Origin of the sequence: Campylobacter concisus, from assembly GCF_002913745.1 — a bacterium.
Classification (GTDB): Bacteria; Campylobacterota; Campylobacteria; order Campylobacterales; family Campylobacteraceae; genus Campylobacter_A; species Campylobacter_A concisus_R.
In genome coordinates, this window is sequence record NZ_PPCG01000065.1 from 1 (window position 1) to 25,272 (window position 25,272).

The 25,272-nt window shown below is 39.4% G+C and carries 27 protein-coding genes; 11 read left to right on the forward strand and 16 right to left on the reverse strand.

Annotation, left to right across the window (positions count from 1 at the left end; all coding sequences use genetic code 11):
- Positions 1-82: 82 nt before the first annotated feature.
- The 6 genes from CYO90_RS10560 to mqnE are packed head-to-tail and all read right to left on the reverse strand — an operon-like array spanning position 83 to position 4,826.
- Entirely contained in the window at positions 83-394 is a 312-nt protein-coding gene (locus CYO90_RS10560; RefSeq protein ID WP_258030693.1) for a hypothetical protein, read from the reverse strand.
- A gap of 44 nt (positions 395-438) precedes the next feature.
- Positions 439-774: a pilus assembly FimT family protein gene (locus tag CYO90_RS10565; protein ID WP_258030695.1), complete on the reverse strand. Its 336-nt coding sequence runs from the start codon at positions 772-774 to the stop codon at positions 439-441.
- Between the two features lie 3 nt (positions 775-777).
- Positions 778-1,995 carry an ArnT family glycosyltransferase gene (locus CYO90_RS07740; RefSeq protein ID WP_103579081.1) on the reverse strand — a complete coding sequence of 406 codons (1,218 nt, stop codon included), beginning with the start codon at positions 1,993-1,995 and terminating at the stop codon, positions 778-780.
- A gap of 9 nt (positions 1,996-2,004) precedes the next feature.
- The gene (locus tag CYO90_RS07745) at positions 2,005-2,445 is read right to left on the reverse strand and encodes a phosphoribosyltransferase (protein ID WP_021084219.1); all 441 of its coding nucleotides are present in this window, start codon (positions 2,443-2,445) and stop codon (positions 2,005-2,007) included.
- 12 nt (positions 2,446-2,457) lie between these two features.
- Positions 2,458-3,750, reverse strand: coding sequence for an NCS2 family permease (locus CYO90_RS07750; protein ID WP_103579082.1), 1,293 nt, complete (start codon positions 3,748-3,750; stop codon positions 2,458-2,460).
- Between the two features lie 11 nt (positions 3,751-3,761).
- Positions 3,762-4,826: an aminofutalosine synthase MqnE gene (gene mqnE / locus CYO90_RS07755; protein ID WP_103579083.1), complete on the reverse strand. Its 1,065-nt coding sequence runs from the start codon at positions 4,824-4,826 to the stop codon at positions 3,762-3,764.
- Between the two features lie 110 nt (positions 4,827-4,936).
- Here mqnE and CYO90_RS07760 point away from each other — a divergent pair, with 110 nt between their 5' ends.
- The 6 genes from CYO90_RS07760 (at position 4,937) to CYO90_RS07785 (ending at position 11,625) form a co-directional block, all read left to right on the forward strand.
- Complete coding sequence (locus CYO90_RS07760; RefSeq protein WP_103579084.1) at positions 4,937-7,435, forward strand: HD domain-containing protein; 2,499 nt, start codon at positions 4,937-4,939, stop codon at positions 7,433-7,435.
- Positions 7,436-7,438: 3 nt separating this feature from the next.
- On the forward strand, positions 7,439-9,250 hold the full coding sequence (gene glmS / locus CYO90_RS07765; protein ID WP_009294444.1) for a glutamine--fructose-6-phosphate transaminase (isomerizing): 1,812 nt from the start codon (positions 7,439-7,441) through the stop codon (positions 9,248-9,250).
- 145 nt (positions 9,251-9,395) lie between these two features.
- Positions 9,396-10,184, forward strand: coding sequence for a peptidoglycan-binding protein (locus CYO90_RS07770; RefSeq protein WP_103579085.1), 789 nt, complete (start codon positions 9,396-9,398; stop codon positions 10,182-10,184).
- Between the two features lies 1 nt (position 10,185).
- Positions 10,186-10,599, forward strand: a complete 414-nt coding sequence (locus CYO90_RS07775; protein ID WP_103579086.1) for a gamma-glutamyl phosphate reductase — start codon at positions 10,186-10,188, stop codon at positions 10,597-10,599.
- A 170-nt stretch (positions 10,600-10,769) separates the two neighbouring features.
- A complete protein-coding gene (locus CYO90_RS07780) occupies positions 10,770-11,252 on the forward strand; it encodes a DUF4172 domain-containing protein (RefSeq protein ID WP_103579087.1) in 483 nt (160 codons plus the stop codon).
- 37 nt (positions 11,253-11,289) lie between these two features.
- Positions 11,290-11,625, forward strand: coding sequence for a Fic family protein (locus tag CYO90_RS07785; protein WP_103579088.1), 336 nt, complete (start codon positions 11,290-11,292; stop codon positions 11,623-11,625).
- 30 nt (positions 11,626-11,655) lie between these two features.
- Here the strand turns inward: CYO90_RS07785 and CYO90_RS07790 are convergent, their stop codons facing one another.
- Positions 11,656-12,150, reverse strand: coding sequence for a hypothetical protein (locus tag CYO90_RS07790; protein ID WP_002939504.1), 495 nt, complete (start codon positions 12,148-12,150; stop codon positions 11,656-11,658).
- An 11-nt stretch (positions 12,151-12,161) separates the two neighbouring features.
- A complete protein-coding gene (locus CYO90_RS07795; RefSeq protein WP_103579089.1) occupies positions 12,162-13,361 on the reverse strand; it encodes a tetrahydrodipicolinate N-succinyltransferase N-terminal domain-containing protein in 1,200 nt (399 codons plus the stop codon).
- Positions 13,362-13,661: 300 nt separating this feature from the next.
- Here CYO90_RS07795 and CYO90_RS10570 point away from each other — a divergent pair, with 300 nt between their 5' ends.
- Complete coding sequence (locus CYO90_RS10570) at positions 13,662-14,033, forward strand: DUF1440 domain-containing protein (protein WP_258030697.1); 372 nt, start codon at positions 13,662-13,664, stop codon at positions 14,031-14,033.
- A 254-nt stretch (positions 14,034-14,287) separates the two neighbouring features.
- Here CYO90_RS10570 and CYO90_RS07805 read toward each other — a convergent pair whose 3' ends face one another.
- The 6 genes from CYO90_RS07805 to thiC all read right to left on the reverse strand — a co-directional run bounded on the left by CYO90_RS07805 (position 14,288) and on the right by thiC (position 19,833).
- Positions 14,288-14,740 carry a hypothetical protein gene (locus tag CYO90_RS07805; protein ID WP_103579090.1) on the reverse strand — a complete coding sequence of 151 codons (453 nt, stop codon included), beginning with the start codon at positions 14,738-14,740 and terminating at the stop codon, positions 14,288-14,290.
- A gap of 157 nt (positions 14,741-14,897) precedes the next feature.
- Positions 14,898-15,587 (reverse strand): cytochrome-c oxidase, encoded by a 690-nt coding sequence (locus tag CYO90_RS07810; protein ID WP_103579091.1) that lies wholly within the window; start codon positions 15,585-15,587, stop codon positions 14,898-14,900.
- A 103-nt stretch (positions 15,588-15,690) separates the two neighbouring features.
- The gene (locus CYO90_RS07815; protein ID WP_103579092.1) at positions 15,691-17,028 is read right to left on the reverse strand and encodes a PFL family protein; all 1,338 of its coding nucleotides are present in this window, start codon (positions 17,026-17,028) and stop codon (positions 15,691-15,693) included.
- A 9-nt stretch (positions 17,029-17,037) separates the two neighbouring features.
- Positions 17,038-17,304 (reverse strand): ACT domain-containing protein, encoded by a 267-nt coding sequence (locus CYO90_RS07820; protein ID WP_002939508.1) that lies wholly within the window; start codon positions 17,302-17,304, stop codon positions 17,038-17,040.
- 136 nt (positions 17,305-17,440) lie between these two features.
- Entirely contained in the window at positions 17,441-18,541 is a 1,101-nt protein-coding gene (locus tag CYO90_RS07825) for an Mrp/NBP35 family ATP-binding protein (protein WP_103579093.1), read from the reverse strand.
- On the reverse strand, positions 18,535-19,833 hold the full coding sequence (gene thiC / locus CYO90_RS07830) for a phosphomethylpyrimidine synthase ThiC (protein WP_103579094.1): 1,299 nt from the start codon (positions 19,831-19,833) through the stop codon (positions 18,535-18,537). The genes CYO90_RS07825 and thiC overlap by 7 nt, the downstream gene beginning before the upstream one ends.
- 149 nt (positions 19,834-19,982) lie before the next feature.
- On the opposite strand from thiC, the gene CYO90_RS07835 reads away from it, so the two are divergent.
- From CYO90_RS07835 to CYO90_RS07850, 4 genes are read left to right on the forward strand one after another with little or no spacing between them, the layout of a single operon-like run.
- A complete protein-coding gene (locus CYO90_RS07835) occupies positions 19,983-21,101 on the forward strand; it encodes a bifunctional 2-C-methyl-D-erythritol 4-phosphate cytidylyltransferase/2-C-methyl-D-erythritol 2,4-cyclodiphosphate synthase (protein ID WP_103579095.1) in 1,119 nt (372 codons plus the stop codon).
- Positions 21,098-21,988, forward strand: coding sequence for a response regulator (locus CYO90_RS07840; protein WP_103579096.1), 891 nt, complete (start codon positions 21,098-21,100; stop codon positions 21,986-21,988). The genes CYO90_RS07835 and CYO90_RS07840 overlap by 4 nt, the downstream gene beginning before the upstream one ends.
- Complete coding sequence (locus CYO90_RS07845; RefSeq protein ID WP_103579097.1) at positions 21,966-23,147, forward strand: sulfate adenylyltransferase; 1,182 nt, start codon at positions 21,966-21,968, stop codon at positions 23,145-23,147. The genes CYO90_RS07840 and CYO90_RS07845 overlap by 23 nt, the downstream gene beginning before the upstream one ends.
- Positions 23,148-23,155: 8 nt before the next feature.
- Entirely contained in the window at positions 23,156-23,623 is a 468-nt protein-coding gene (locus CYO90_RS07850) for a phosphatidylglycerophosphatase A family protein (protein ID WP_103567837.1), read from the forward strand.
- 122 nt (positions 23,624-23,745) lie between these two features.
- Here the strand turns inward: CYO90_RS07850 and CYO90_RS07855 are convergent, their stop codons facing one another.
- Positions 23,746-24,186, reverse strand: coding sequence for a hypothetical protein (locus CYO90_RS07855; RefSeq protein ID WP_103579098.1), 441 nt, complete (start codon positions 24,184-24,186; stop codon positions 23,746-23,748).
- Between the two features lie 16 nt (positions 24,187-24,202).
- Positions 24,203-25,174, reverse strand: a complete 972-nt coding sequence (locus CYO90_RS07860) for a hypothetical protein (protein ID WP_103579099.1) — start codon at positions 25,172-25,174, stop codon at positions 24,203-24,205.
- Positions 25,175-25,272 lie beyond the last annotated feature (98 nt).

Sequence of the window (25,272 nt, forward strand, 5' to 3'; positions counted from 1 at the left end):
GGGATGCTTAAAGTAAAATTAAACAAAACAATATTTTCTGAAAAAATGAATATTTTTAGTTTTTACAAAACTATTTCCTTTTTCATTTAATATAGGCAAAACCACTTTCCTTTTCTATAACTATAGTTGTTTTATTACCATATTTATCAAATATATTTATTTCACAGTCTTTTTTAAGAAGTCTATCATAAGGTCGTTTTGCGCCGTTATTTTTTGTAATACTTACAACTTTCATCAAACGACCCATTTCGTCAAAATTTATTGTTTGCATCCTATCACAACCATTTTTAAATTCAATTAATGTTATATTGAATCTCTTTCCTAAATTTGATTCTTTATTTAATCTCCTACAGGTAGACTCCGATGTTATTCCACTCCATCCGCCACTAAGCAACTTACCGTTTTTATAAATATCACTAGCAACTTCTTTTTCTGAATTTATATTTCCACTAAAAATTTTTTGCCTCTTTTATCAAAAAAAACACTATATTTCCAGGTCTTAACTCCTAGCTCATCTATAGAACATTCCTTTAAACTAGTTTCATTAAACGTTATTCCCCATCTCATTTTAAACCATAGCTTTTCATCAACCGATTGAACGTATTTATCATCCTGCATAGCGAGGTGTTGAGTGTATCTTATATGAGTTAGGATCTGATTTGCCGCTTCTCTTGAGGCATTTCTATTTAGTTTTGGGATCATAATGGCAGCTAAAATTCCAACAACAACAATAACAAAAATAAGCTCTATCATCGTAAAAGCTCTTTTTTTCATAGCTTATCGTTCCTTGATATTGAAATTTGCAACTACTTTTCCCATTTTTTCTATACTAAATTTTGACTTCTCATCTAAATCGGCACTTGATAATAAATTTTTAGAGTAGCTTTTTGTTTTTATCCCATAAAATTTAAGCCTTAGCGCAAGTCTTGTATCTTCAGTCGCTATATCTTGCACTCCAGCCTCTTTTAGTTTGTCTGCCAACTCTTTTGCCACATCAAATTTATAAGTGAGATGTTTTGTAGGATCATTTAAAAAGAGGTAAAAAATTTGATTAAAGATGATCGCTGACCAGTTAAATATCAAAAAGAGCATCACTAAGCTAGTGCAAATTTTATGACCTTTTCTAAATTTTGGCAGTCTCACGCGATATGAGTTGAAAAAAACTCTTACCATAAGTGGCGTTGCGATCACACAAAATGGCAAAAACTGCTCAAGCTCCAGCCTTTGGCGCACAGAGACTATCATACAAAAGCAAAATGAGCAAATAGCGATAAACCACAAAAGATCCTTCTTCTCCTTAACCCAAATTCTATAAATCGTATATACAAAAAAGATAAAGACAAATGGCGAAAATACAGCGGCAAATATGCCAAAGGTATCGATAAAATGCCCGCTTGGTCTGCCATTTGTTTCAAAGCCAAAAAAGTAAAGTGTCAGCAAAAATAAAATGGCGCTTAGCCAAGCAAGTGGCGGCTTTCTTTTGTAAAGTGCAAATATAAAAAATCCTGCATAAAATATCAAAAAATCGCCATCTATAAAAAAGGCTAGGCAGAAAAAGATGCCAAATAAAATTTTCTTTTTAATATGAAAAAGATATATACACAAAAGCGCCAGAGTGATGCAAATTCCAGCGTTATTTATGATAAGGGCTGAAGCTAGTGTGCCAGGAAGTAACACAAAAAGTAGAACCGCTATGATCCTGTCAAACTCAAGTTTGATGTAAAATTTACTAACCTTATACATCAAAACCACGCTTGCGATATGAAAAAAGATCATTACGCCTCGTACAGCAAGGTCATTTTGACCAAAAAAATGGGTGCTTAGTTTTAAGATGTAGCTTAGAAGGCTGTGCTTTTGAAAGAAAATTTCAGCCTCGTTGTAGCTTATACTAAGAGAATTTGCCGCATAAAGTAGAAAAACAAAATCAATCAAACATATCAAAAATACGCTAAAAGCGATGTGCCTGCTAGCAAATTCTCTAACTCTTTCTAACAAATCGCACCCTTAAATATGTATATCCCAGAAAAACTCAACCCAGTCATGAGCCTCTTTTACCTTAAATTCAGGCAAAAGCAGAGCCTTCTCTTTATAAAATACAGTCGCTATCTTTATATCTAAATTTGGATAGCGTTTAAGCAGCTCTCTTTTTATCTCGACCATGCTCTCGCCGCTATCGATGATATCATCAACAAGCAAAATTTTAGTGTATTTGCTAAGATCTGGCACGTTAAAAATTTGTATCGTATCAAGCTTGTTTGTATCCTCGTAGTGGATAGAATTTAATGTAAATAAATTTCTATTTTCAAGCGCGACAGCTAGCGAGTGGCCAAGCGTTAGACCACCTCTTGCAACAGCTAGTATCACCTCTGGATCAAACTCATCTTTTATCTGTTTTGCCATCTTTTTGGCATCAATGGCAAATTCATCGTAGCTATAAAATATCATCTTTAATCCTTATCAATGCACTAAAAATACGATAAAACTAATGAGCGCTAGCACGACTACACCTAAATTTATATCGCTAAATTCTCTCTTTATGAGCTTAACTATGACGTATGACATAAAGCCAAATGCAAGGCCGTTTGTGATCGAGTAGGTAAGCGGGATGAGCACAACTATGAAAAATGTCGCAACGCCGATGGCTGGATCTTTAAAATTTATACTAGCAAGCTCGGCAAACATAAGCACGCCGACCATTACAAGGATCGGATAGATGGCATTGCCAGGGATAGCTTTAAAAAGTGGCAACATAAATAGTGTAAGTATAAATAAAAGTCCGCAAAATACAGCCGTTAGACCAGTCCTGCCGCCCTCTTCTACGCCGCTAGCACTCTCTACAAACGATGTGGTCGTACTTACGCCTACAAGCGAGCCAGCCGCCGTAGCAACCGCGTCAGCTTCAAGAGTTTTTTCAAGTTTTACGACGCCATCTTTTTTATTTTCGTCAAATATCCCAGCCCTTGTGCCAACTCCAGCTAGCGTGCCTATCGAGTCAAAAAGATCGGTCACAAAAAATGTGATAACAACTGGGAGTAAAGCTAGGCTAAAGGCACCTTTTATGTCAAGCTCTAAAAATATCGGTGAGATAGAGGCTGGAGTTGAGAAAATTTCTGTTGGATGAGGAGCGATGCCAAGCACCCAAGCGATCACTGAAGTGACAAGTACAGCTAGGATAAACGCACCCTTTATCTTCCATGTCCAAAAGCAAATAACCAAAAATAGTCCCAAAACGCCAAGAAGCACGTTTGGATCTCTGAAATTTCCTATGCCAACCAAAACCGCATCGTTATTTACTATAAAGCCCATTTGCTGAAACGCGACAAAGCTGATAAATGTGCCTATGCCAGCGCTTATCGCTCTTCTTAGATCAAGTGGGATGGATCTTATTATCCACATTCTAAAATTTGTAAAAGACAAGACGACAAATATCACGCCACTTAGAAAAACAACGCCAAGAGCAGTTTGCCAAGGCACTTTCATACCGATGCAAAGGCCAAATGTAAAATAAGCGTTAAGCCCCATGCCAACGCTCATCGCAACTGGTGTGTTCGCCCAAAGACCATTTAATACAGTAGAAAATATGGTAATTAGCGCAGTTGCCGTAATTAGTGCCTCATAAGGCATGCCAGTTTTGCTCATAATGATCGCATTTACCGGCACGATATACATCATCGCCAAAAATGTCGTAAGTCCCGCTCCGAATTCCTGCTTCACACTCGTTTTGTTTTGTGCTAAGTCAAAAAATTTCACCCCAAGCTCCTTTAGTAAATTTTAAGTTCGTTATATAAGCTATCACGCTCAACCGGCGTAAAACCAGATGTTTTTATAAGATCACAAAATGTCTTTAATGTGACGCCATTTGCGCTGTTTGCGCCGGCTGCACTTTGTATGCTCTCTTTTTCTATCGTGCCATCAAGATCATCAGCGCCAAATTCCTGAGCGATCATCGCTAAATTTAGCGTCGAAGTAGCCCAGTACGCCTTTATGTGTGGGACGTTATCAAGCACTAAGCGAGATATCGCCATAGTCTTTAAAATTTCAGCTGATCCTAGAAATTTCACATCTTTTAAGTAGTTATTTTCTCTTTGATAGACAAGCGGGATAAACGCGTTAAATCCGCCAGTTTCATCCTGCAAGTCTCTGATCCTTAGCATGTGATCGATCCTATTTTCACGGCTTTCTATGTGTCCAAAAAGCATTGTTGCATTGCTTTGCTTGCCTTTATCGTGCCACATTTTGTGAATTTTGAGCCAGTTCTCACTACTAACCTTGCCTTTGCAAATTTTAGCCCTGACCTCTTCATCAAAAATTTCAGCCCCACCCCCTGGCATGCTATCGACGCCGTATTCAAGCATCTTTTCTATCACCTCATCGTAGCTCAAGCCGTAATACCTTGATAAAAAATCAATCTCAGCTGCCGTCATAGCCTTTACGTGAAGCTCTGGATGAGCTGCCTTTATCTTTTTAAAAATTTCTAAATACCACTGCCAACCACTAGTTGCGTTGTGGGCGGAGACGATGTGTATCTCTTTTACGCCGTGGCTCACGCTCTCATCAACAATCTTTAAAATTTCTTTGTGGCTCATTAGGTATGGATTTGGATTTTTTCTGTGGGCTGAAAATGCGCAAAATTTACAGATGTCAGCACAAATATTTGTTGGATTGATATGGCGATTTACGTTAAAAAAGACCTTGTTGCCGTGCAGTTTTCTGCGCTTTTTGTCGGCAAATTTAGCCAAGGTAAAAAGATCAAGCTCATAAAGCGAAAAAGCCTCTTGCTTACTTAATCTCTCGCCACTTTCTAGTTTTTGTAATAGATTCATTATTTATATCGTCCTAAAGCTGAACTTAAGGCTTTATTATAAGCAAATAAAGCTTTGTTTTTGCAAAAATTATGTAACATTTGCCAAGATATTTTTAACAATGGAAACACTAAATGCTAGCTGATAAAAGTGCCAAAAATAGCGATAATTATTCAAAGATCAAAGAGAAATTTCTTGATTTTAAGGCAAATTTGCCAAAACATTTTCAAAAAAACCAAGGTAGAAATTTCACAAATTTCTTAGCCAAAGAGTATGATGATTTTATAAAATCTTATTTAAATGAAACTATGCGAGAATTTTTTGATGAGTTTGTGCCACAAAATGACAGCTTTGCTTTTAGCGTTCTAGCCACTGGCAAATACGCTCAAACGCTACTTAGCGCAAATAGCGAGCTTGAAATTTTGCTAGTTTATAAAAATTTAAAGGGCTACAATATAAAAAATTTCTTAAAAGAATTTTCTGAAATTTTAGATAGCTCTGGCATGAAATTTGTGATAAAAATTGCCGAAGTGGATGAAATTTTTATAAATTTCAAAGATGACCTTAAATTTAAAAGCGAAACCTCGCAACTTCGCTACATCTGCGGCTCAAAAAGCCTCTACCGTTTAGTAAAAAGCGAGATCGTAAAGATAAAAGAATTTGATAAAAAAGCCTTTTTAAACTACCATTTAAAAGCATTTTTACCATTTTCTAGCATAAGCTACTTAGCACAAGAGCCAAATTTAAAAAGTGGTTTTGGTGGGATCGATGAAATTTACCACTTAAACTGCATACTAAACTGCCTTGATAGCGACGTTTCGGTTAGATCACAAGCCCTAAAAGTGATGAATGAAAAAGAGATCGCTAGCTTTAACCTAAATGTGGATTTTTTACTAAGCTTGCTAAGTGCTTTAAATTTAACTCAAAACACCGATACTTTCAGCGCTTCAAGTGTCGAGATCACGACAAATTTCATGCAGACAAAGTCCAAAAAGCTTCAAGACAACGAAAGCGTCATCAGCCAAAAGATGCTAAGCTCGATGAATAACGTAGCCATTTATTCAAGATTTATCGCAGCTTCGCTTTGCAGGCCATTTTTCAAAAGCGAGCTAAGCTTCGAGCAGAGAAAATTTGCTAGGCTGAAAAATGGCTTTTATGAGATAAATGGCGTCATCTACGTGCCGCTTCACAAAAAGCCAGCACTCATCGAGGATCTCATAAATGAGCTTTTAGAGTTAAAAGATGTGGATTATAAATTTGATATAAGCGCGATCTTTTATATCAAGCGAGCCATCATCACAAAAGATGGCTTAGAGCGCGCTATCAGCGAGTTTAAGAAGATATTTTTAAGAGAAAATTCCTACGCCATATTAAAATCCTTACTCGATGCGCAGATGATACAAATTTTGATAAAACCGATGGAGCACATCTCCCAGCTAGCAGAATATGACGGCTATCACGAATTTACGGTTGATGAGCATAGCATCTTAAGCGTCAAATTTCTTGAAAATATAAAAGATAAATTTATAAAAAATCTCTATGCTGAGCTTTGCTTAGAGGGCAAAACGATGCTTAAGATCGTGACGCTTATGCATGATGTTGGCAAAGGACTTGGCGGCAAAGATCACGCAAACATCGGTGCAAACATCTTTAGAGCCTATGCTAACAAGCTAAATTTAAGCCAAAAAGCTATCAACATCGGCGTCGTCTTGATAAAATATCACACCCTAATGAGCAACGTCTCAAACAGAGAGGACATCTACTCACAGCGCGTCATCTTCGCCTTTATCTCAAAGCTTGGCGACAAGCAGGTTTTAAAGCTACTTTACATCCTTAGCTACTGCGTGATAAACGCCACAAATGAGAGGCTTTACAACGCCTACACAGCAAAGCTTTTAAGAGAGCTTTATGAAATTTCTCTTAGTGCATTTAGCGATGAAAATTTACTTGATGAAGCGACAAGGCGGGTAAAAAAAGAGCAGTCTATAAAACGAAATAGCGAGTTTTTGGCGCTTGAGCCAAAGCTGCAAGATAAAATTTTTAAGATCACATCAAATTTGGTCTTTACAAAATATAGCGCGAGCGAGATCATAAATTTAAGCAAAGTGGCTGATAGCTTAAACGAAACCGAAATTTTCATAAACAATACTAAAAATTTAAGCATTCAAATTTATACAAACAAAAGCCTAAATTTAAGCGCCCTGCTCTATGAATTTGCCAAATTTGACCTTGCGTATATGGAGATATTTGAGCTTTTTGAGAAGAAATTTTATATCAGGCTTGACTTTAACCAAAATGTAAAAAATCATGAGCTTGAAAATACTAAAATTTTAGCCCTAAAATCCCTAAATAGCGAGGTTTTAAGAGAGCCTTTGAAACCAAATATTAACAAAGATGAGATAAACTTCGAGCTAAATCACTCAAAAGATTACGCCAAACTTAGCATCAACGCAAAAGATCAGCGTGGGCTAATGGCTTATGTGATGAGTGTTTTTGACAGGCTTCATTTTCAAGTCACGAGTGCTAGAATTCAGACGGTTAAAAATAGAACGAGAAATCTCTTTTTGATCGAGAAAAACGAGCGACTTGAGAGTAAAGGCGAAGAGATATTAAATTTATTAATAAGCGAGTAAAACATGTGTGGAATCGTAGGATACATCGGAGATAAAGAGAAAAAAGAGGTCATTTTAAGCGGTCTAAAAGAGCTTGAGTATCGCGGATACGACAGCGCTGGCATGGCTGTGATGAGTGATGGCAAGATCGACTTTTTCAAAGCGGTCGGCAAGCTTGAAAATTTAGCCCTAAAGACAAAGGACTTTACATCAGAGGGCTTTGGCGTGGCGATAGGTCACACACGCTGGGCAACTCACGGCAAACCAACTGAGATAAACGCTCACCCACACCTTGGCGAGCACTCATTTGTCGTTCATAACGGCATCATCGAAAACTACAAAGAGCTTAAAGATGAGCTTGAGGCAAAGGGCGTGAAATTTGTCAGCCAAACCGACACCGAAGTGATCGTGCACCTTTTTGAAGAAATTTTAAAAGAGAAAAAAGATCCATTTAAAGCTTATGAGGCGACTATCGCAAAGCTTAGAGGCGCTTATGCGACGCTACTTATCACAAAAACTGCACCTGATAAGATATTTTTCGCAAAAGATGCTGCTCCTATGGCGATAGGCAAAAGCGACAAAAAAGAGCTATATTTTGCCTCATCAGATGCCCCACTTATCGGCAACGCAACAGAAGTAGCATATCTTGATGATAACAACTACGGCTACGTGAGCTTAGATGAGATAGCTGTTTTCAAACATGGCAAAAAGGCTAGCATAACATTTAACGCACTGCCAAAAGATAAGAGCTATGCCCAAAAAGAGGGTTATACATTTTTTATGGAGAAAGAAATTTACGAGCAAGGTGCAGTCGTATCTGAAACCATCATGGGCAGAGTTAAAAACCACAAAGTCACCCTTGAAAATTTAGATGATGAATACCTAAAAGGCATCGATGATGTCGTGCTTTGTGCGTGCGGTACGAGCTACCATGCAGCACTTGTTGCAAGCTATCTTTTTGAAAGGCTTGCCAAAGTTAGAACAAAGGTCGAAGTAGCAAGCGAATTTAGATATAGAAAGCCTTATCTAAACAAAAACTCGCTCTTCATCGTCATCTCGCAAAGTGGCGAGACAGCTGACACTCTTGAGGCGCTTAGGATAGCAAAAGAGGCTGGGCTAAAGACGCTTGCGATTTGCAACGTCGATAACTCATCTATCGTTAGACTAGCTGATAATACGCTTCTAACTCGCGCTGGCATCGAAAAAGGTGTGGCAAGCACAAAGGCCTTTGCTACGCAAATCATCGTACTTTGGATGCTTGTACTTCAAATGGCATCAGCAAAGGGATCTATCAGCAAAAAAGAGCTTGATCACGAGATCAAAACGCTTCTTCACATCCCTCAAATTTTAAATATAGATAACTCTTTACAAGAGAAGCTTCATCGCCTAAGCAAGCACTATTTGCACGGTCATGGCTTCTTCTTTATCGGTAGAGATATCTTCTATCCGCTAGCACTTGAAGGTGCGTTAAAACTTAAAGAAATTTCATATCTTCACGCCGAGGGTTATCCATCAGGCGAGATGAAGCACGGCCCTATCGCGCTTGCAGACGAGAAGCTATTTACGATCGCTTTAATGCCTCAAAACTTACTATATGAAAAGACAAAAAGTAACGTCGAAGAGCTTGCTGCAAGAGATGCATATATCCTAGCGATCAGCCCACTTGAGTTTGAACTAAGCGATGACTACGTAAAAACAAGCGTTCAAGATCACTATATGAGCGAATTTTTCGAGATGATGCTAGTGCTTCAGCTACTTGCACTTGAAATTTCCGTTAGACTTGGCAACAACGTCGATATGCCAAGAAACCTCGCAAAAAGCGTAACTGTCGAATAATTTATGTGGCTGGCATCTTGCTGGCCGCTTAAATTTTCATAAAAATAATTTTGCATTATGTTATTAAACATAAATTTTATATTAATATTTTTATAATATTTACTCATATATAATTCTAAAACCAACTTAAATATTAAGGATAAAAATGAAGTTAAGCTCATCTTTACTAAGCGTAGGTCTTGGAGTTTTACTTTTAAGCGGTTGCGCAACTGGCAACAACAATGGTGTAACTGGCAGTGCTGCTGGTAGCAACAACAAAAATGCTAACACAAAAATAGAAAAGTGTAGTAGCACTCTTGGAACACTTGCGTTTTATGAAGACCAGAATTCTGACTGGTATTCATATTTAACACGCAACTACAAGCTCACATCAACTATTCCTGTTTTGCGCCTTCTTGCACAACAAACTGGTTGTTTTGTTATAGTTGAGCGTGGCGCTATGATGGATAATATGATGCAAGAGCGTGCACTTGATAGATCGGGCGAACTACGTAGCGGTTCTGGCTTTGGCAAAGGTAAAATGGTAGCAGCTGATTATACTATTCGCCCTGAAATTTTCTTTAGTAACGAAGATACGGGCGGTGCAGGCGCTCTTGTTGGAGCACTTTTTGGTAGTGTAGCAGGTGCTATAGCTGGTGGTTTTTCAACAAAAGAGACACAAACTACATTGGTTCTTATAGAGAATCGCTCAGGTGTTCAATTAGCAGCAGCCATTGGCTCAGCTTCTAGCACTGATTTCTTTGGCATGGGTGGCGGTGCTGGCGCTTCTCTTGGTGCTGGACTTGGTGCATATTCAAGAACACCTGAGGGAAAAACACTTGTAAATGCTTTTCTTGATTCAATGAATCAATTGGTTATCGCCCTAAAAGATTACAAAGCACAGACCGTAAAAGGTGGTCTTGGCAAAGGTGGAAGCCTAAAAGTAGGAGATTAATATGAAATTTATAGCCATTTTATTTTGTTTATTAACTTTTTTGTTTTCTATGAGTTACGAAAAAAAAGTTGAAGCTAGGCTTTGTGGTCTTATAAATCAAAGAGAAATGGCTAAAATTTATGGCGACATAAGAAGTATTGATAGCTTTGATAAAAAAATAGAAAGCTATAAATTTCGCAACGGAATAGAAAAATTTGACGAGGATAGTTGTCGTGCAAATGGCTACTATCCTGTTGATCCAAACTATGCCCCATATCCTCCTAACTACCGTCCATACTATCAAAATGGATATGATAGATTCCAGCGTGATTACCGCGGAGGCTACTATAATGATGACGACTATGATGATGGTTTTGATCGTGGTTATAGACGTGGTTATAAGGATGCCAGAAGAGATTATAGGCTAGGTAGATAATCTTATCTGGCCTTAACTTTCCCCCAGCTCTCTTTTCTAACAAAAATTATTTTTACAAAATAGCAAATCAAAAACTATACATATACCAAATTTTACTGCTATAAATAAATTCAGTGCATTGAGTAAAAATCACAAAACATAGGAATGCTACTCTTACTTTTAGGCAAATAATGCAAAACCTGCAGATATGGCAACATCCTAACTATCCAAATTTCTCTTTCGATAAAAGAGAGATAGACGCCCTTACTAATGAACTAGAGCAAGAACGCGAAATTTTAAAAGAGACAACAAGCAAGATCAGTAGAAACGATCTTTTAAAGGCGCAAATTAGTGCGCTTGAAGATGAGATAATAAGCTCATCTCTCATAGAGGGCGAGAGGCTAAAAAGATTAAGCATTCGCTCATCGGTAAAAAAGAGACTGGATGAAAATTTTGACTGGCTAGCCGACACTCATGCGACTATATACAGCGATAATCTAGTCTCGCTAATGCTTGAAACAAATTTAAACAAAGCTTATATGAACTTCGAGCGACTACATGGCTGGCACAATGCCTTGTTTGAACATAGCCATAGCAAAATTTACAAGATAAAAAGAGCTAAATTTAGAGATGATGAGATGAGCGTCGTCTCAGGTCCTTCAAAAAATGTGTAAATCCACTACAAAGCCTTGCCAGCAGAGCGCGTAGAGGGTGAGAAATTTTTTAAATTTTATCAATAAAAGCCCTGAAAACACCTATATAAAAAGTGTTTTGGCTCACCTTTGGTTTGCGATCATCCATCCTTATGAGGGCGGCAACGGACGCATGGCAAGGGCTTTGGCGCACTACTGCTTGGCTGGCAAGAGCATTGAGCCGTTTTCTATCTCCAGCGTTATTTATGCAAATAAAAAAGATTATTATGAAATTTTAGAGCAGACAACAAAGCTTGAAAATAATTTAAACTTTGACTTCACAGCGTGGATAAAGTGGCATTTAGAAGCGGTAAATAGCGCCATAAAACAAGCTATAAGCTCATTAAAAAGATAAAATTTCTATCAAATTTAAGAGCCAAAGCCCTTAAATTTTATCTTTACTTAGGATTTTTGCGAGTTGCTCTTTGATCTCATCATCAAATTCGCTAACGCTTATCACACCCCTGCTCTCGCACATCTTAGCGTCATTTACCTCGCAGTAGCCACTCAGCGCGTTTTTGTATCCGCCCCTTATGCAGGCCTCTCTGTCTTCTAAAAATCCAGCCCCGCCAAGGATGAGCACGCCAAGGTCAAAGCCGATCTTAAATTTCGCACTCGCTGAGCTTTTTATCCAGCTTAAAAATATCTCATCATATCTTAGCCCAAGCGCTCCAACGCCATCTGGCACGACCAAGATATCCACGCCGTAAAGGCTCTCAGCGTAAATTTCAGGATGAAGCCTGACGCCAAATTCATCGACTATCTCAGGCTTTAGGGCGTAGGTTTTGATGTTAAAACCTTCAAATTTATGCAAAAAATCATAAATTTTGGCAAAGCTTAACAAATTTATCTTGTCAAACATCAAAATGCCAACTTTCATGCTAGCTCCTTTTAATGAAGTGCCTCATTTAGCTTGATCGCCCTTTTGCTCGCACTTGCAGTGATCTGACCTGTTTGGCTATTTTGTCTAAAATGAAGTCCGTTTAGCCCGCCAAGCTCAAGCGCTTTGTAAATTTCAGCTTCAAATTTAAAGCTAGGATTTAGCTTAGCTAGCTTTTCGCGCTCGCTTGCCGAGATATAGACCTTTGTGCCCTCAAGCACCGCTATACCAGCATCCACGATGCAGTTATCACCAAGTGGCACGCCAGTAACTGAGTTTGCGCCAAGCAAGCAGTGTTTGCCTATGCTTACAGGGTTGCCGTTCGTGCCGCTTAGCACGCCAAGTATGCTAGCTCCGCCGCCAACGTCGCTGCCCTCGCCCACGACGACAGAGCTGCTGACCCTGCCCTCAACCATCACGCCGCCAGTCGTGCCTGCGTTAAAGTTGATGTAAGCAGCGCCCGGCATGACGACTGTGCCAGGATGCACAGCTGCGCCCATGCGGACTTTAGCAGCGTCTAAAATTCTCGTGTTATCAGCTGGGATGATGTGACTTAAAAATCTTGGGAATTTATCCACGCTCACGATCGCTGGATACTCGCCAAACATCTTTAGAGAAATTTCATTTTCTCTTAGCCACTCAAGCTCGATCGGGATATTTTGGCTAGTCCAAGCGACATTTGGTAGCACTCCAAAGGCTCCATCAAGCACGATCGTCCTAGGTGCGACCTTGCCAAGCGAGATCAAGTAGAGCTTGAGATAGACGGCTTCTACGCTAAGTGGCTTTGCGTCATCAAATAAAAATACAAGCTTAAATTTATTCTCGTTTAACTCAAGATCGTCATCAAATGCCATCTTCACAGCGTGTAAATTCTCCACGTTTTTGTGTGATTTTATATCTTTTTCAAAGACGCTAAAGAGCTTGCTAGCCTTTTTTGCTACCTTTGGCGTGAGATCAGCGACAAACTCGGATGCACCAAAATCAACCTCAACATCGCACTTTTGCAAGGCGTAGATAAAAGCAGCTGCGCTTAAAAAGCTCTCTTTATAATTTACAACGGCGTAACTTGCTTGCAAAATTTTGTCGCTATTTTTTTGTCCGCGATCGACTCTTGCGATGCCAAAAGCAACTGGATCTTTGTAGCCATCTTTTTTTCTAAATTCTTCAAAAAATTCCTTAAATTCGTTTGCGTCTTTAAACTCTTTAGACATCTATTCTCCTTTAAATTTTTTCTTAGTCTAGCCAAAAATGGCTAAAAATTTTATGATTTTAAAGCATTTTGGTTTTGGTAAATTTATAAATTATAATAATGATTAACCTTATCATAAAGAAAATAGAAATAAAATGCCTCAAATTTTACAAGGAGACAAAATGTCAAATTTAGCTACCAAACCAAAATTTGCCTTAGCTGCGTTGATCGGCCTCGTCGCTGGCGTAGTTTCAGCTTTTGTCAAGTGGGGCGCAGAAGGGCCGCTTCCACCAAGAAGCCCCATGGATATGTTTAACGCAGCTTGTGGCCAGAAAGCGCCCTCAGAGCGGCTGATGCGATCGACTGCTCGAGAAATTTTCTAAATCCCCCTTATGTGTTTTTGAGAGATTATGTAGGTATCGCCGATCCAAACGCCGCTATATACGAGTTTGCAGGGCATGCCTTTAACTACGTGATGCTAACGCACATCATCTTCTCAGTCGTCTTTGCCGTTGGCTACTGCGTCGTGGCTGAGAAATTTCCAAAGATCACGATGTGGCAAGGCGTGATGGCTGGCATATTAGCAACTATCGCAGTTCATGGCATCTCACTGCCGCCTCTTGGCCTCACTCCGCCACTTTGGACACTTCCTTGGTATGAGTATGTCTCTGAGTTTGTGGGTCACATGGTCTAGTTTTGGTCGATAGAGATCATCCGCCACGACCTAAGAGCTAGGATCACAAAAGAAAAAGACCCAAGCGACTGCTGCAACGCATAGCTTATAAATTTGCTGTTTTGGGCGTAAAACCTAAGACAGCAAAATTTAATAATTTAAAAACTCTAGTGCCTCTTGATCGCAGCCAATACCTAAAAACAAAATTTCATCATTTTTGCAAGGCTTGAAAATCTTAAATAGCTTTTAATGCGTAAATTTAAAAACTTAAGCGTTTAGCACTCACTGCTAAGCTCTAAATTTTCTAAACAAAGCGGCCTTTCACCCTCAAAGAACACCCCTATACCGTAAGGCTCGCAGATATCAAGCTCACCCTCAGCAAATCTCATCAGCCACTGCTTATCACGCGCATAAAAGGTGCATTGCGGCGAGCTAAATGGCAGTTTGCAAACTGGCACGTCAAGCAAGCTAAGCTCATCCTTGTTCAAAAAGCGCCCTCGCCTAAGCTCATCTTTTAAAAAGACAAGCGCCTCTTTTACGTACCGATCGATATCGCTGGCGATACGCTCTGCTAGAAAAGTAATCTCATCATCCACATCTGCCCTATCTGTGCTAACAAGGCAAAACGCTACCTGCCCAAAAATTTCACTTTTTAGCCCAGTCTCCGCATACCAGATAAAGCCATCATCTGTTGCAACTTTCTCAAGTTCGCCAAATTTCAAAGTCATTTTTTATTCTCATTTTTGTGATTTTGCTACTCTTATGAAAAAGAGCCAAATTTAAGCAAATTTGTCGTGAGCTAAAATAGAGATAGCTTGTAAATTTGCCCTTTTAACATAAAGCAAAAGCTAAATTTACAAGCAAATTTTCAGTTTTTCTCGCTACTTAAAAGCAAAATTTCTCATCAGTGCCATTTTGCTTGCGCATAGCTTTAAAGTTAGCAAGATTGTCTTTGTCTAAAAAGTAATCTTTCTCTTTTTTATTGCGCGCTTCTAGCTTTTCTATGCCTTTTGCAAGGGCTGCTTTTCTATCTTCGTGAGGTGAGCTAAATTCTGGCGAAAACATCGCTTCATAGGCATTTTTCTTAGTCCATTCAAGCGCTTTATCAGCGATCTCTTGTTGCTTTTTGATATCGCAAAATGCATAAGGATTGACCACGTCGCCAACAAGCTTCATAAACGCCCCTATCGCGGCCACCACGTCAGTAAATTTCTCGCCCTCCATGTCTATAACGTCTCTTAGCAAGATCGCGCGATTTTTTGCCGCATAAAACCAAAATACAGCATCATCGCGAAGTCCAAGATCATAAGCGCGAGCTGAGAGAACAAAAAGAGTTATCGGAGAGACCATTTGTGGGGCGTCTTGCACGATCTTTTCAGCCTTTTTAAAGTCCTCTTCTTTGCCACTTTTTAAAAGCTCATCTATCTTGTCATAGACCTTGACATACTCCACCTTGCCAGCATTTGCTGAGTAGTAAGGCGTGACATAGATGTCGATAGTTCTTACTTTACCGTCGTTTGCGAAGCCGCATACCGCTCCAAAAAGTAGCGCCGTAAGCAGTGATAAAATTTTCATTTTAGCTCCTTAGTTTAAAATTTTTGTTATTTTAACTAAAAGCAGTTGAAAAGATTAGATAAATTTAAGAAAAAGTCCGCAAATTTAAAGCGGACTTTGAAGATTAGTTTTTAAAACTATGAATAGGTGCTGGGATTTGTCCGCCACGAGCGATGAAGTCGGCACTTGAGGCCTTATTTATCTTCATCACAGGCGCTCTTCCTAAAAGACCGCCAAACTCGATCATATCGCCCTCACGTCCAAGAGGTATGATACGAACGGCCGTTGTTTTTTGATTTATCACGCCGATAGCCGCCTCATCAGCGATCATCGCAGCTATACTCTCGCTTGGCGTGTCCGCAGGTATGGCGATCATATCAAGCCCAACTGAGCATATCGCAGTCATCGCCTCAAGCTTTTCTAAATTTAATGATCCTGCGCGCACCGCAGCTATCATGCCCTCGTCCTCTGAGACTGGGATAAACGCACCGCTTAAGCCGCCCACTTGATTGCATGCCATGACGCCACCTTTTTTAACCGCGTCATTTAAGAGAGCAAGTGCAGCAGTCGTGCCGTGTGTGCCAACAGCCTCAAGTCCCATCTCCTCAAGCACACGAGCCACCGAGTCGCCCACAGCAGGTGTCGGAGCAAGGGAGAGATCGACTATACCAAATTTCACCCCAAGGCGCTCACTCGCCATTTGACCGACTAACTGACCGATACGAGTGATCTTAAACGCCGTCTTTTTCACAGTCTCAGCCACCACGTCAAAGCTCTCGCCACGCACCTTTTCAAGCGCTCTTTTTACGACGCCTGGGCCTGAAACGCCGACATTTATCACCACGTCAGCCTCGCCCACGCCGTGAAATGCACCTGCCATGAAAGGATTATCCTCGACTGCGTTTGCAAAGACAACAAGCTTCGCACAGCCCATCTCTGAAGCTGCTGCCGTCTCTTTTATGATGCGTCCCATGTCACGCACTGCGCTCATGTTTATGCCACTTTTTGTTGAGCCGACATTGACGCTTGAGCACACTTTTGCAGTTTGAGCGAGTGCTTGCGGGATAGAATTTATCAAAATTTCATCGCCCTTTTGATAGCCCTTTTGCACTAGAGCCGAAAAACCACCTATAAAATCAATACCAACTTCAATAGCCGCCCTATCAAGCGTCTTTGCAATCATCACGTAGTCACTCGCGTTGGTTGCGGCGCCGATTATCGAGATAGGCGTCACGCTCACTCTTTTATTGACGATTGGTATGCCTAGCTCGGCAGAAATTTCGTTGCCCACTCTAACTAGGTCTTTGGCTTTAGTGGTGATTTTTGCGTAAATTTTGTCGCAGGCTTTATTGATGTCAGGGTCGATGCAATCAAGCAAACTAATACCCATCGTGATCGTTCTGATGTCAAAATTTTGCTCCTCGATCATCGAGATCGTTTCGGTTACATTTTTGATATCCATCTTTTGTCCTTAAATTTTGTGCATCGCATCAAAGATGGCTGAGCTTTGGATATTTATCTTTACTTTTAGGCTCTCTCCAAGCTTATCTAGCTCCGCTCTTAAGGCTGTAAAGTCCTTATTTTCATCGCTTGAAACCACCGCCATCATCGTGAAAAAGTCGCTTAAAATAGTCTGGCTTATATCATCTATATTTAGCCCTAGCTCGCTAAGCTTTGCTGAGACGCCAGCAACGATGCCAACTCTATCTTTTCCGACTACGGTTACGATCGCTTTCATCTTTTCTCCTGTTAAATTTTAAATTTATTATATAAAGTGCATTTTGGCTCCAAAATTTAAGCCCTACATCAAGCAAAGCCAAATTTTGGTAGCCAAATTTAATTAAAATTTGCTCTAAATTTTATCTTTTGCAAATTTACTTCGAGCAAGCACTCTTGCCGTCATTTACTGGCTGGATCGCCGAGTTATCAGCCCCGCCGCCGTTATTTATATTTTCTATCATCTCCCAAAGTCTTGCAGCTGCGCTCTCATAGCGTTTTGCAGTGACTGAGTTTGGCTCGTAAAAGCTCACTGGCTTGCCACTATCGCCGCCCACTCTAACCGCTGGCTCGATAGGAATTTCGGCTAAAATTTGAGTGTTGTAAGCCTTTGCCACCTCTTCAGTCGTGCCTTTGCCAAAGATATCGTACTCTTTGCCGTTATCAGGGCAGATAAAGCCACTCATATTTTCGATGACGCCAGCGATTGGGATGTGAAGCTTCTCAAACATATCAAGCGCACGTTTGCTATCATCAAGTGCTACTACTTGAGGCGTTGTGACGCAGACACCTGCCGTTACTGGCACGCTTTGAGCTAGAGTTAGCTGCGCGTCGCCCGTTCCTGGAGGCATATCGAGGAACAAGACATCAAGCTCGCTCCAAAGCACATCTCTTAGTAGCTGCTCGATAGCTTTCATTATCATCGAGCCACGCCAGATAAGGCTCATGCCCTCTTCCATCAAAACGCCCATACTCATCATCTCCACGCCGTGACTAAGTATCGGCTTTAGCTTGTTGCCAACGACTTGTGGCTGAGTATTTACCTCGCCAAGCATTCTTGGGATATTTGGTCCGTAGATGTCAGCGTCCAAAACACCCACTTTTTTGCCTAGTTTTGCCATTGAGATGGCTAAATTTAGCGTTGTGGTTGATTTGCCAACGCCACCTTTGCCAGAGCTTACCATTACGAAATTTTTAACTTGAGGTGCGATATTTTTGCCACTTTGAGTGTTACTTTTCTCCTCAGGTATCTTTGGCTGAATCAAATTTAGCACGTATTCATTTGAGCCCATGACACGTTTGATGTCCGTTTTTAGCTCGTTTGCCACATCAGGATTTGAGCTAACGATCTCGACTTCGATTGTAATTTTCTCGCCGATTTCTACATTTTTTACAAAGCCAAAGCTAACTATATCCTTCTCAAATCCCGGATATATGACACCTTTTAGTCTATTTAAGACCTCTTCTTTATTTAACATTTTTCTCCTTTTTCTAGATCTTTTGAAATTTTATATGCACAAAATTTTGGTCCGCACATCGAACAAAAATGAGCGCTCTTAAACGCATCTTCTGGCAAGCTCTCATCGTGAAGATCTCTAGCCTTTTTTGGATCAAAGCTTAGCTCAAACTGCTTGTTCCAGTCAAATGCATATCTCGCATCACTCATCGCATGGTCTTTTTCGATAGCTCCAGCTTTGCCAAGTGCGACGTCTGCGGCATGGGCTGCTATCTTGTGAGCTACGATGCCATCTCTTACGTCATTTTCATTTGGTAGTCCTAGGTGCTCTTTTTGCGTCACGTAGCAAAGCATGCTAGCGCCGTGATATGCCGCCATCGTACCACCTATCGCTGATGTGATATGATCATACCCCGCGCCGATATCGCTAACAAGCGGCCCAAGCACGTAAAATGGGGCATCATGGCAGAGCTCTTGTTCGATTTTCATATTATACTCAATTTGATTTAATGGCACATGACCAGGCCCCTCTATCATCACTTGCACATCTTTCTGCCACGCACGAAGTGTTAGCTCTCCAAGCACCTTTAGCTCGCTAAGCTGCGCCTCGTCTGTCGCGTCATAAAGACATCCTGGGCGAAGTCCATCGCCAAGCGAGAGCGAGACGTCATATCTAGCGCAAATTTCTAAAATTTGATCAAAAATTTCATAGAAAGGATTTTGCCTATTTAACTTTGACATGTAGCTAGCGCTCAAACTGCCGCCACGGCTTACTATGCCCATTTTACGCTTTTTAACAAGTGGTAAAAACTCACGCAAAAAGCCAGCGTGTATCGTAAAGTAACTAACTCCTTGCTTTGCTTGCTTCTCTAGCACGCTTAAAATTAGCTCATTTGTGATATTTGTAACCTCTTTTGCCTCTTTTAAAATTTCATACATAGGCACAGTTCCAACTGGCACGCTTGAATGCTCTATGATAGCGCTTCTAATGGCATCCAAATTGCCATCCGTGCTTAGATCCATAACCGTATCAGCGCCAAATTCTAAGCAAATTTCAAGCTTTCTAAGCTCCGCGCAAATGTCACTGCTTAGGCTTGAGTTGCCGATATTTGCATTGACCTTTGTCTTTAGCTTTCTGCCTATGCCCATTGGTTTTAAATTTATGTGATTTACATTTGCTGGGATGATGATCCTGCCGTTTGCCACCTCATCCATAAGCAAATTTTCGCTCACTCCCTCGATCTTTGCCACACAGCTCATCTCCCTTGTGAGCTCACCTCGCCTAGCATAGTACATCTGCGTCTTATCTCTCATAAGTAACCTTTTTAAATTTATAAAAAAGCTAATTTTAGTCCTTTTTATATTTGAACTAACTAAATAAATCTAAATTTCTACTCTTTTTTAAAAAGATTTTTTCAAGTTTTAGAATGTATAATTCCGTAACAATCTTCAAAGGAGCTACCTTGCTTGATATCTCACTTATAATGCTTGGAGCCGGAAATTCCAGCCGTTTTGAGCTACCAGTAAAGAAGCAATGGCTTCGTATAGGCAGCGACCCACTTTGGCTATTTGCCACTAAAAATTTGAGTAACTTTTACACATTTAAAGAGATCATCGTCGTTAGTAAAGAGTGTAAATATATGTCTAAATTTGCTCCAAATTTTAAATTTGTTGGTGGCGGCGAGACAAGGCAAGATAGCCTAAAAAACGCTCTTGAGCTAGTAAATAGCGAATTTGTCCTAGTTAGCGACATCGCGCGCCCTTGCATATCAAGCGAGCTTTTTCACAAGATCATCGAGGCGGCCGCTCAGGCTGACTGCGTGGTCCCTGCGCTAAAGATCGCAGACACTGCCTATCTTGGCGAAAACGCAATCGATAGAGAAAAAGTAAAACTTATCCAAACGCCGCAGCTCTCGCGCACAGCACTTCTTAAAAAGGCTCTTATTAGCGGTGAAATTTACACAGATGATAGCTCGGCCATGAGAGCCATTGGCGCAAGTGTTTGGCAAATTTTGGGCGACGAGATGGCTAGAAAGATCACTTTTAAAGAGGATCTTGCCAAAATTTCAGCCCTAAAAGCACCAGAAAATGAGCTTTTTGTTGGTAACGGCTTTGACGTGCATGAGTTTGAAAAGGGCAGACCGCTTGTGCTTTGTGGCGAAAAGATCGACTATGAGTTTGGGCTAAAGGCTCACAGCGACGGTGACGTGGCACTTCATGCACTAACAGACGCCATCTTGGGAGCTGCTGGGCTTGGCGACATAGGCGAGCTCTTTCCTGATACGGACGCTAAATTTAAAGATATTAGCTCCATTTATTTGTTACAAGAAGCTTATAAAAGAGTGCAAAGCGTGGGCTTTGTGCTAACAAACGCTGATATCACGATAATGGCGCAAAAGCCAAAACTTTCAAAGCTAAAATCAAAAATGGAGGCAAACATCGCGCAGGCTCTAAATTTAAGCCAAAGCCGCATAAATGTAAAGGCGACGACGACTGAGGGGCTTGGCTTTGTGGGCAGATGCGAGGGGATCGCCGTCATGGCAAGTGCTAGCCTTAAATTTTACAACTGGACACAAATATGAAAATTTTAATAGTAGAAAACGAAATTTACCTAGCTGGCTCGATGGCTAGCAAACTAGCTGACTTTGGCTACGACTGCGAGATCGCAAAGAGCGTCAAAGAGGCTTTGAAATTTGAAAATTTTGACGTAGTGTTACTTTCTACCACACTCCCTGGGCAGGACTTCTACCCTGTCATAGAGAAATTTAAAAGCTCTATCATCATCTTACTCATCGCCTACATCAACAGCGACACCGTGATAAAGCCGATACAAGCGGGCGCAGTGGATTACATACAAAAGCCATTTATGATAGAAGAGCTTGTTAGAAAGATAAGGCATTTTGAAGAGTTTAGAGGATTTAAAAACGAGATCAAAAACTACGAAAACTATATAAATTTCGCCCTAAAAGACTACGAGGTACCTTGTTTTGAAGCCAAAAAGATCAAATTTCCACTTCTTTTAAAATCAAGCAAAAATGGCTACAGCGATAAATTTATCTTTAACTATGTAAAGGCAAACAAAACGCCATTTTTGTTTTTAGGCAAAGCCTGTTTTAGCGAGCTTGAAAAGGCACTTGCTCAAAGTGGAGACGAGCTAATATACATCACAAATCTTGAAGAGCTAAAAGATGATGAAAAAGAGAAAATTTTAGAGCTTTGCAAAAAGAAAAAAGTGGCTATACAAACTAGCGATTTTGCGCAAAGTGCGCCATTTGAGGAGCTTGAACTCTCCGTCCGAGATAAAAACTTTGACATCGGCGAGATCGTCACGATCGATGAATATATAAAATATATCATCGTTAATTATCAAGATAAATTCCCCGACACCGAGCTAAGCAAAAAGCTTGGAATTTCTAGAAAATCACTTTGGGAAAAGAGAAAGAAATATGACGTCAGCAAGAAAAAATAGTGAAATCTCTATAAACACCGAAGTTTATGGCGCCTTAGAACTTATCAAAAACAAAATTCTCTCAAATTTTAGCGCCCTGATGGACGACGAGCAGATCAAAGAGGTGGCAAAAAAGGGCTACTTTAACGGCGAGCCTATGCCCTACTCTTTTGGCTTTGCTCCATTTGGCGAGGTCAATCAAAATATCGCTAGCAAGCTGCATGCTGGCCAAAGAGTAAATTTAAATATGGACGGCAAGATCGTTGGGCACATCGACGTGGCAAAGGTCTTTAAATTTGACGAGAGTATGCGAGCTAAAAATATATTTTTAGCAAATGAATCAAACAGCGAAATGTTGCTAAATTTGGGCAAATACGGCATAAGCGGCGAGTTTGAGCTATATGATGAGAGCTTGCAAATAAGCAAAGATGCGCTAAATGAGCTGATAAAAGAGAGTGGCGCTAAAAAGATAACGGCTGTTTTTTTGACGGCTGATCCATTTAACCGCGCTCATGAACGCCTAGTTAGGATGACTATCGACAAGGCCGATCTTGTGGTAGTTTTTCTCATCAGAACGCGCGAAGAGAGGCACATCAACTATGAGATCAGAAAGCAAGTGCTTGATTATTTCAACCAAAACTATCTTCCGACAAAAAAGGTCTTTGTTTTCGCACTAAAAAACACAACCCTTTTTAGCTCGCACGCCAACCCAACGCTTGAGTGCATCGCAGCTTCAAGACTTGGCGCAAATAAGCTAGTCATCGGACAAAATCACTCAGGCATTGGCATGTTTTTTGACCACAACGAGGCACACACGATCCTTGACATCTACAAAAACGATCTAAATTTAGACGTGATCGTCCTGCCTGAGCTCGTTTATTGCAACAAGTGTAAGACGCTAGTTAGCACCAAAAGCTGCCCGCACGGACAGCACCACCAGATCAAATACCACCCAGACGTGATCAAAGAACTGCTATTTAACGGCATCATGCCACCAGCTATACTCGTGAGACCTGAAATTTCAGCGCTCATCTTAAGCAAGCTCTATGTAAATCGTTTCAAAGATATACAAAAGCTCTGCGACGATCTCTTTGTAAATTCTGGACTGCTTGAAAACAAGACCGACCGCGACTTTTACGAGGAGCTCATGAAGCTCTACCAGACATCATCACTCACTTAAGGAAATTTATGCAAAAGCTATTTTTGACATTTTTTGGATTTGGACTTTTACCAAAGGCGCCTGGCACTTGGGGCTCGGTGGCTGGAGCTGTGGCAGCTTATTTTGTGTTATATTTTTTCTCATCTACCACGCTTTTGCTAGCTAGCATTTTGCTATTTTTGGTGAGCATAAGCGTCATTGATGATTTTGAAAAAAAGGTAAATTCACACGACGAGAGCTTTATCGTGATCGACGAAGTTGCTGGCGTTTGGCTTGCTATCGCCATTAGCGGAGCGACTATCTCACAGCTAGTTCTCTCGCTAGTACTTTTTAGAGTGCTTGATATCAAAAAACCATCGATCATTGGCAGGATCGACCGCAACGTAAAGGGCGGACTTGGCGTTATGGGTGATGATATGGTCGCTGGATTTTTCGCTGGCATTATTAGCGCGATGATATATGGTGTGGCTATGAAATTTGGCGTAGTTTTGCCGTAAGATTAAATTTAATCAGACATCAAAAGCAACATAATATTATTAGTAATTTTACATAGCCAATTATCTTTTTTGTAAAAAAGAATTTTAGAAAATCTTAGAATAACCTACTGAAGTAATTTTTACTAACCCTTTAAAATTGTCTTAATAATCAAAGGTGTCCATGTTATTATCATCAAGCAAACATATACTGGCCATATGGTTTTTGAAACCATAACTTTACAAAAAAGAATATCTTTTTCCTTTAATTTTTCTGTTATATCCAGGTCATATATTTTACATTTCTTACCATTATCATGGTTATTCGCATAAACAGTTTCATTATATTTTTTTCTATAAGCTTTTTCTGATCTAAGAAAATAAGTATCCAAAACCCAAAACATAAAAACAATTACACAAATTGTAAAATTTACAATTTTGTCTTGATTTTTTTCGTACATAAAAACCATAAAGCTTGTTATTATAGTAGTAGCAATAGTTTTTATTTGAAATGAATTTGTATTTAGTCTTGTTATTATCGCCTGTAACATTTTTAGATACTCTCTAGTATTCTCATCAACTATCATTATTCTTATCCTTTTTTTAATTAAAATAGTCCATTAAATCATTAACGCCAATTATTTTATCCAGCTTATCATATCTTAAATCAAATTCAAAAAAAGGATAGTTGTTATCTTTGGCCATAGTTTGAAAAACATTATTTAAATCCTCATTTTCTTCATATTGTTTAATATATTCTTTCTTTGTAAAAAAATATTTTGCAATTTGATTTTCGTAATAAATCCAAGAAGATAAAGTTTTATTTACATTTTTATAGCACGAATTATCTGTAGGGATAAATACAAAGTATTTACAATTTTTCATAACATTCCCCAAAGAAGTAGCCAATATGACGTCAAAAGCCGTTTCAACCGATCTTCTAAACTGACAAAATTTATCATATTCAAAAGGATATTTTCCTGACTGAATAGAAATATTTTTTTCTATTTTTTCATATAATACTGGATTACTATACTCAATTGCATCCAATCTTTTTTTAAAATTCGATATTATGATCTCTTCAAGCTCATAAATGCATTCCCAAGTTTTAGAATCTATAAAACATACTCGTCCTTCAAATTTATCCATAATTAGCTTATCAATATCTACAATATCTCTATGTGAATGGGATATAAAAATTTCATATTGTTTATTTATTCCAAAACCAACATTTGATAATTTATTAACATTAATTATAGTATCTAATATAATATCCAATATATCGCTATTTTGTTTTTTATTTACTTCAGATTTTTTTTCTAAGACCATATTGCTAATTTCATAAAAGACTAGTTCATTTATAATTTCATCGGCATTATCATTATCTTTTTCTTGAATGTTATCTCTAGATGTTGTTTTATTAGGATTAAAATATTTTTTTAATAGCCCCATGGCATCCCTATCATTAAAGTACGTTTCACCTTCTTGACGATAATTACTTAAAATCTTTTCACTAATTGCTTTTTGTAAATTTTGTCCAGCATAAAAAATATGTTTTTCATAATCAACCGACATAATGAAACCTTTTAATACTTATTTCAGGAATAATAAAAAATTAAATATAAAATATTAAACAAGTTAAAACCTACTATCATATTTAATCTCTATTTAAT

What these genes read in the sequence shown, in the direction of transcription:
- CYO90_RS10565 (WP_258030695.1), bottom strand. Translation starts at nt 774, where the DNA reads ATGAAAAAAAGAGCTTTTACGATGATAGAGCTTATTTTTGTTATTGTT.
- CYO90_RS07745 (WP_021084219.1), bottom strand. Translation starts at nt 2,445, where the DNA reads ATGATATTTTATAGCTACGATGAATTTGCCATTGATGCCAAAAAGATG.
- CYO90_RS07760 (WP_103579084.1), top strand. Translation starts at nt 4,937, where the DNA reads ATGCTAGCTGATAAAAGTGCCAAAAATAGCGATAATTATTCAAAGATC.
- glmS (WP_009294444.1), top strand. Translation starts at nt 7,439, where the DNA reads ATGTGTGGAATCGTAGGATACATCGGAGATAAAGAGAAAAAAGAGGTC.
- CYO90_RS07770 (WP_103579085.1), top strand. Translation starts at nt 9,396, where the DNA reads ATGAAGTTAAGCTCATCTTTACTAAGCGTAGGTCTTGGAGTTTTACTT.
- CYO90_RS07775 (WP_103579086.1), top strand. Translation starts at nt 10,186, where the DNA reads ATGAAATTTATAGCCATTTTATTTTGTTTATTAACTTTTTTGTTTTCT.
- CYO90_RS07780 (WP_103579087.1), top strand. Translation starts at nt 10,770, where the DNA reads ATGCAAAACCTGCAGATATGGCAACATCCTAACTATCCAAATTTCTCT.
- CYO90_RS07790 (WP_002939504.1), bottom strand. Translation starts at nt 12,150, where the DNA reads ATGAAAGTTGGCATTTTGATGTTTGACAAGATAAATTTGTTAAGCTTT.
- CYO90_RS07795 (WP_103579089.1), bottom strand. Translation starts at nt 13,361, where the DNA reads ATGTCTAAAGAGTTTAAAGACGCAAACGAATTTAAGGAATTTTTTGAA.
- CYO90_RS07805 (WP_103579090.1), bottom strand. Translation starts at nt 14,740, where the DNA reads ATGACTTTGAAATTTGGCGAACTTGAGAAAGTTGCAACAGATGATGGC.
- CYO90_RS07810 (WP_103579091.1), bottom strand. Translation starts at nt 15,587, where the DNA reads ATGAAAATTTTATCACTGCTTACGGCGCTACTTTTTGGAGCGGTATGC.
- CYO90_RS07815 (WP_103579092.1), bottom strand. Translation starts at nt 17,028, where the DNA reads ATGGATATCAAAAATGTAACCGAAACGATCTCGATGATCGAGGAGCAA.
- CYO90_RS07820 (WP_002939508.1), bottom strand. Translation starts at nt 17,304, where the DNA reads ATGAAAGCGATCGTAACCGTAGTCGGAAAAGATAGAGTTGGCATCGTT.
- CYO90_RS07825 (WP_103579093.1), bottom strand. Translation starts at nt 18,541, where the DNA reads ATGTTAAATAAAGAAGAGGTCTTAAATAGACTAAAAGGTGTCATATAT.
- thiC (WP_103579094.1), bottom strand. Translation starts at nt 19,833, where the DNA reads ATGAGAGATAAGACGCAGATGTACTATGCTAGGCGAGGTGAGCTCACA.
- CYO90_RS07840 (WP_103579096.1), top strand. Translation starts at nt 21,098, where the DNA reads ATGAAAATTTTAATAGTAGAAAACGAAATTTACCTAGCTGGCTCGATG.
- CYO90_RS07845 (WP_103579097.1), top strand. Translation starts at nt 21,966, where the DNA reads ATGACGTCAGCAAGAAAAAATAGTGAAATCTCTATAAACACCGAAGTT.
- CYO90_RS07850 (WP_103567837.1), top strand. Translation starts at nt 23,156, where the DNA reads ATGCAAAAGCTATTTTTGACATTTTTTGGATTTGGACTTTTACCAAAG.
- CYO90_RS07855 (WP_103579098.1), bottom strand. Translation starts at nt 24,186, where the DNA reads ATGATAGTTGATGAGAATACTAGAGAGTATCTAAAAATGTTACAGGCG.
- CYO90_RS07860 (WP_103579099.1), bottom strand. Translation starts at nt 25,174, where the DNA reads ATGTCGGTTGATTATGAAAAACATATTTTTTATGCTGGACAAAATTTA.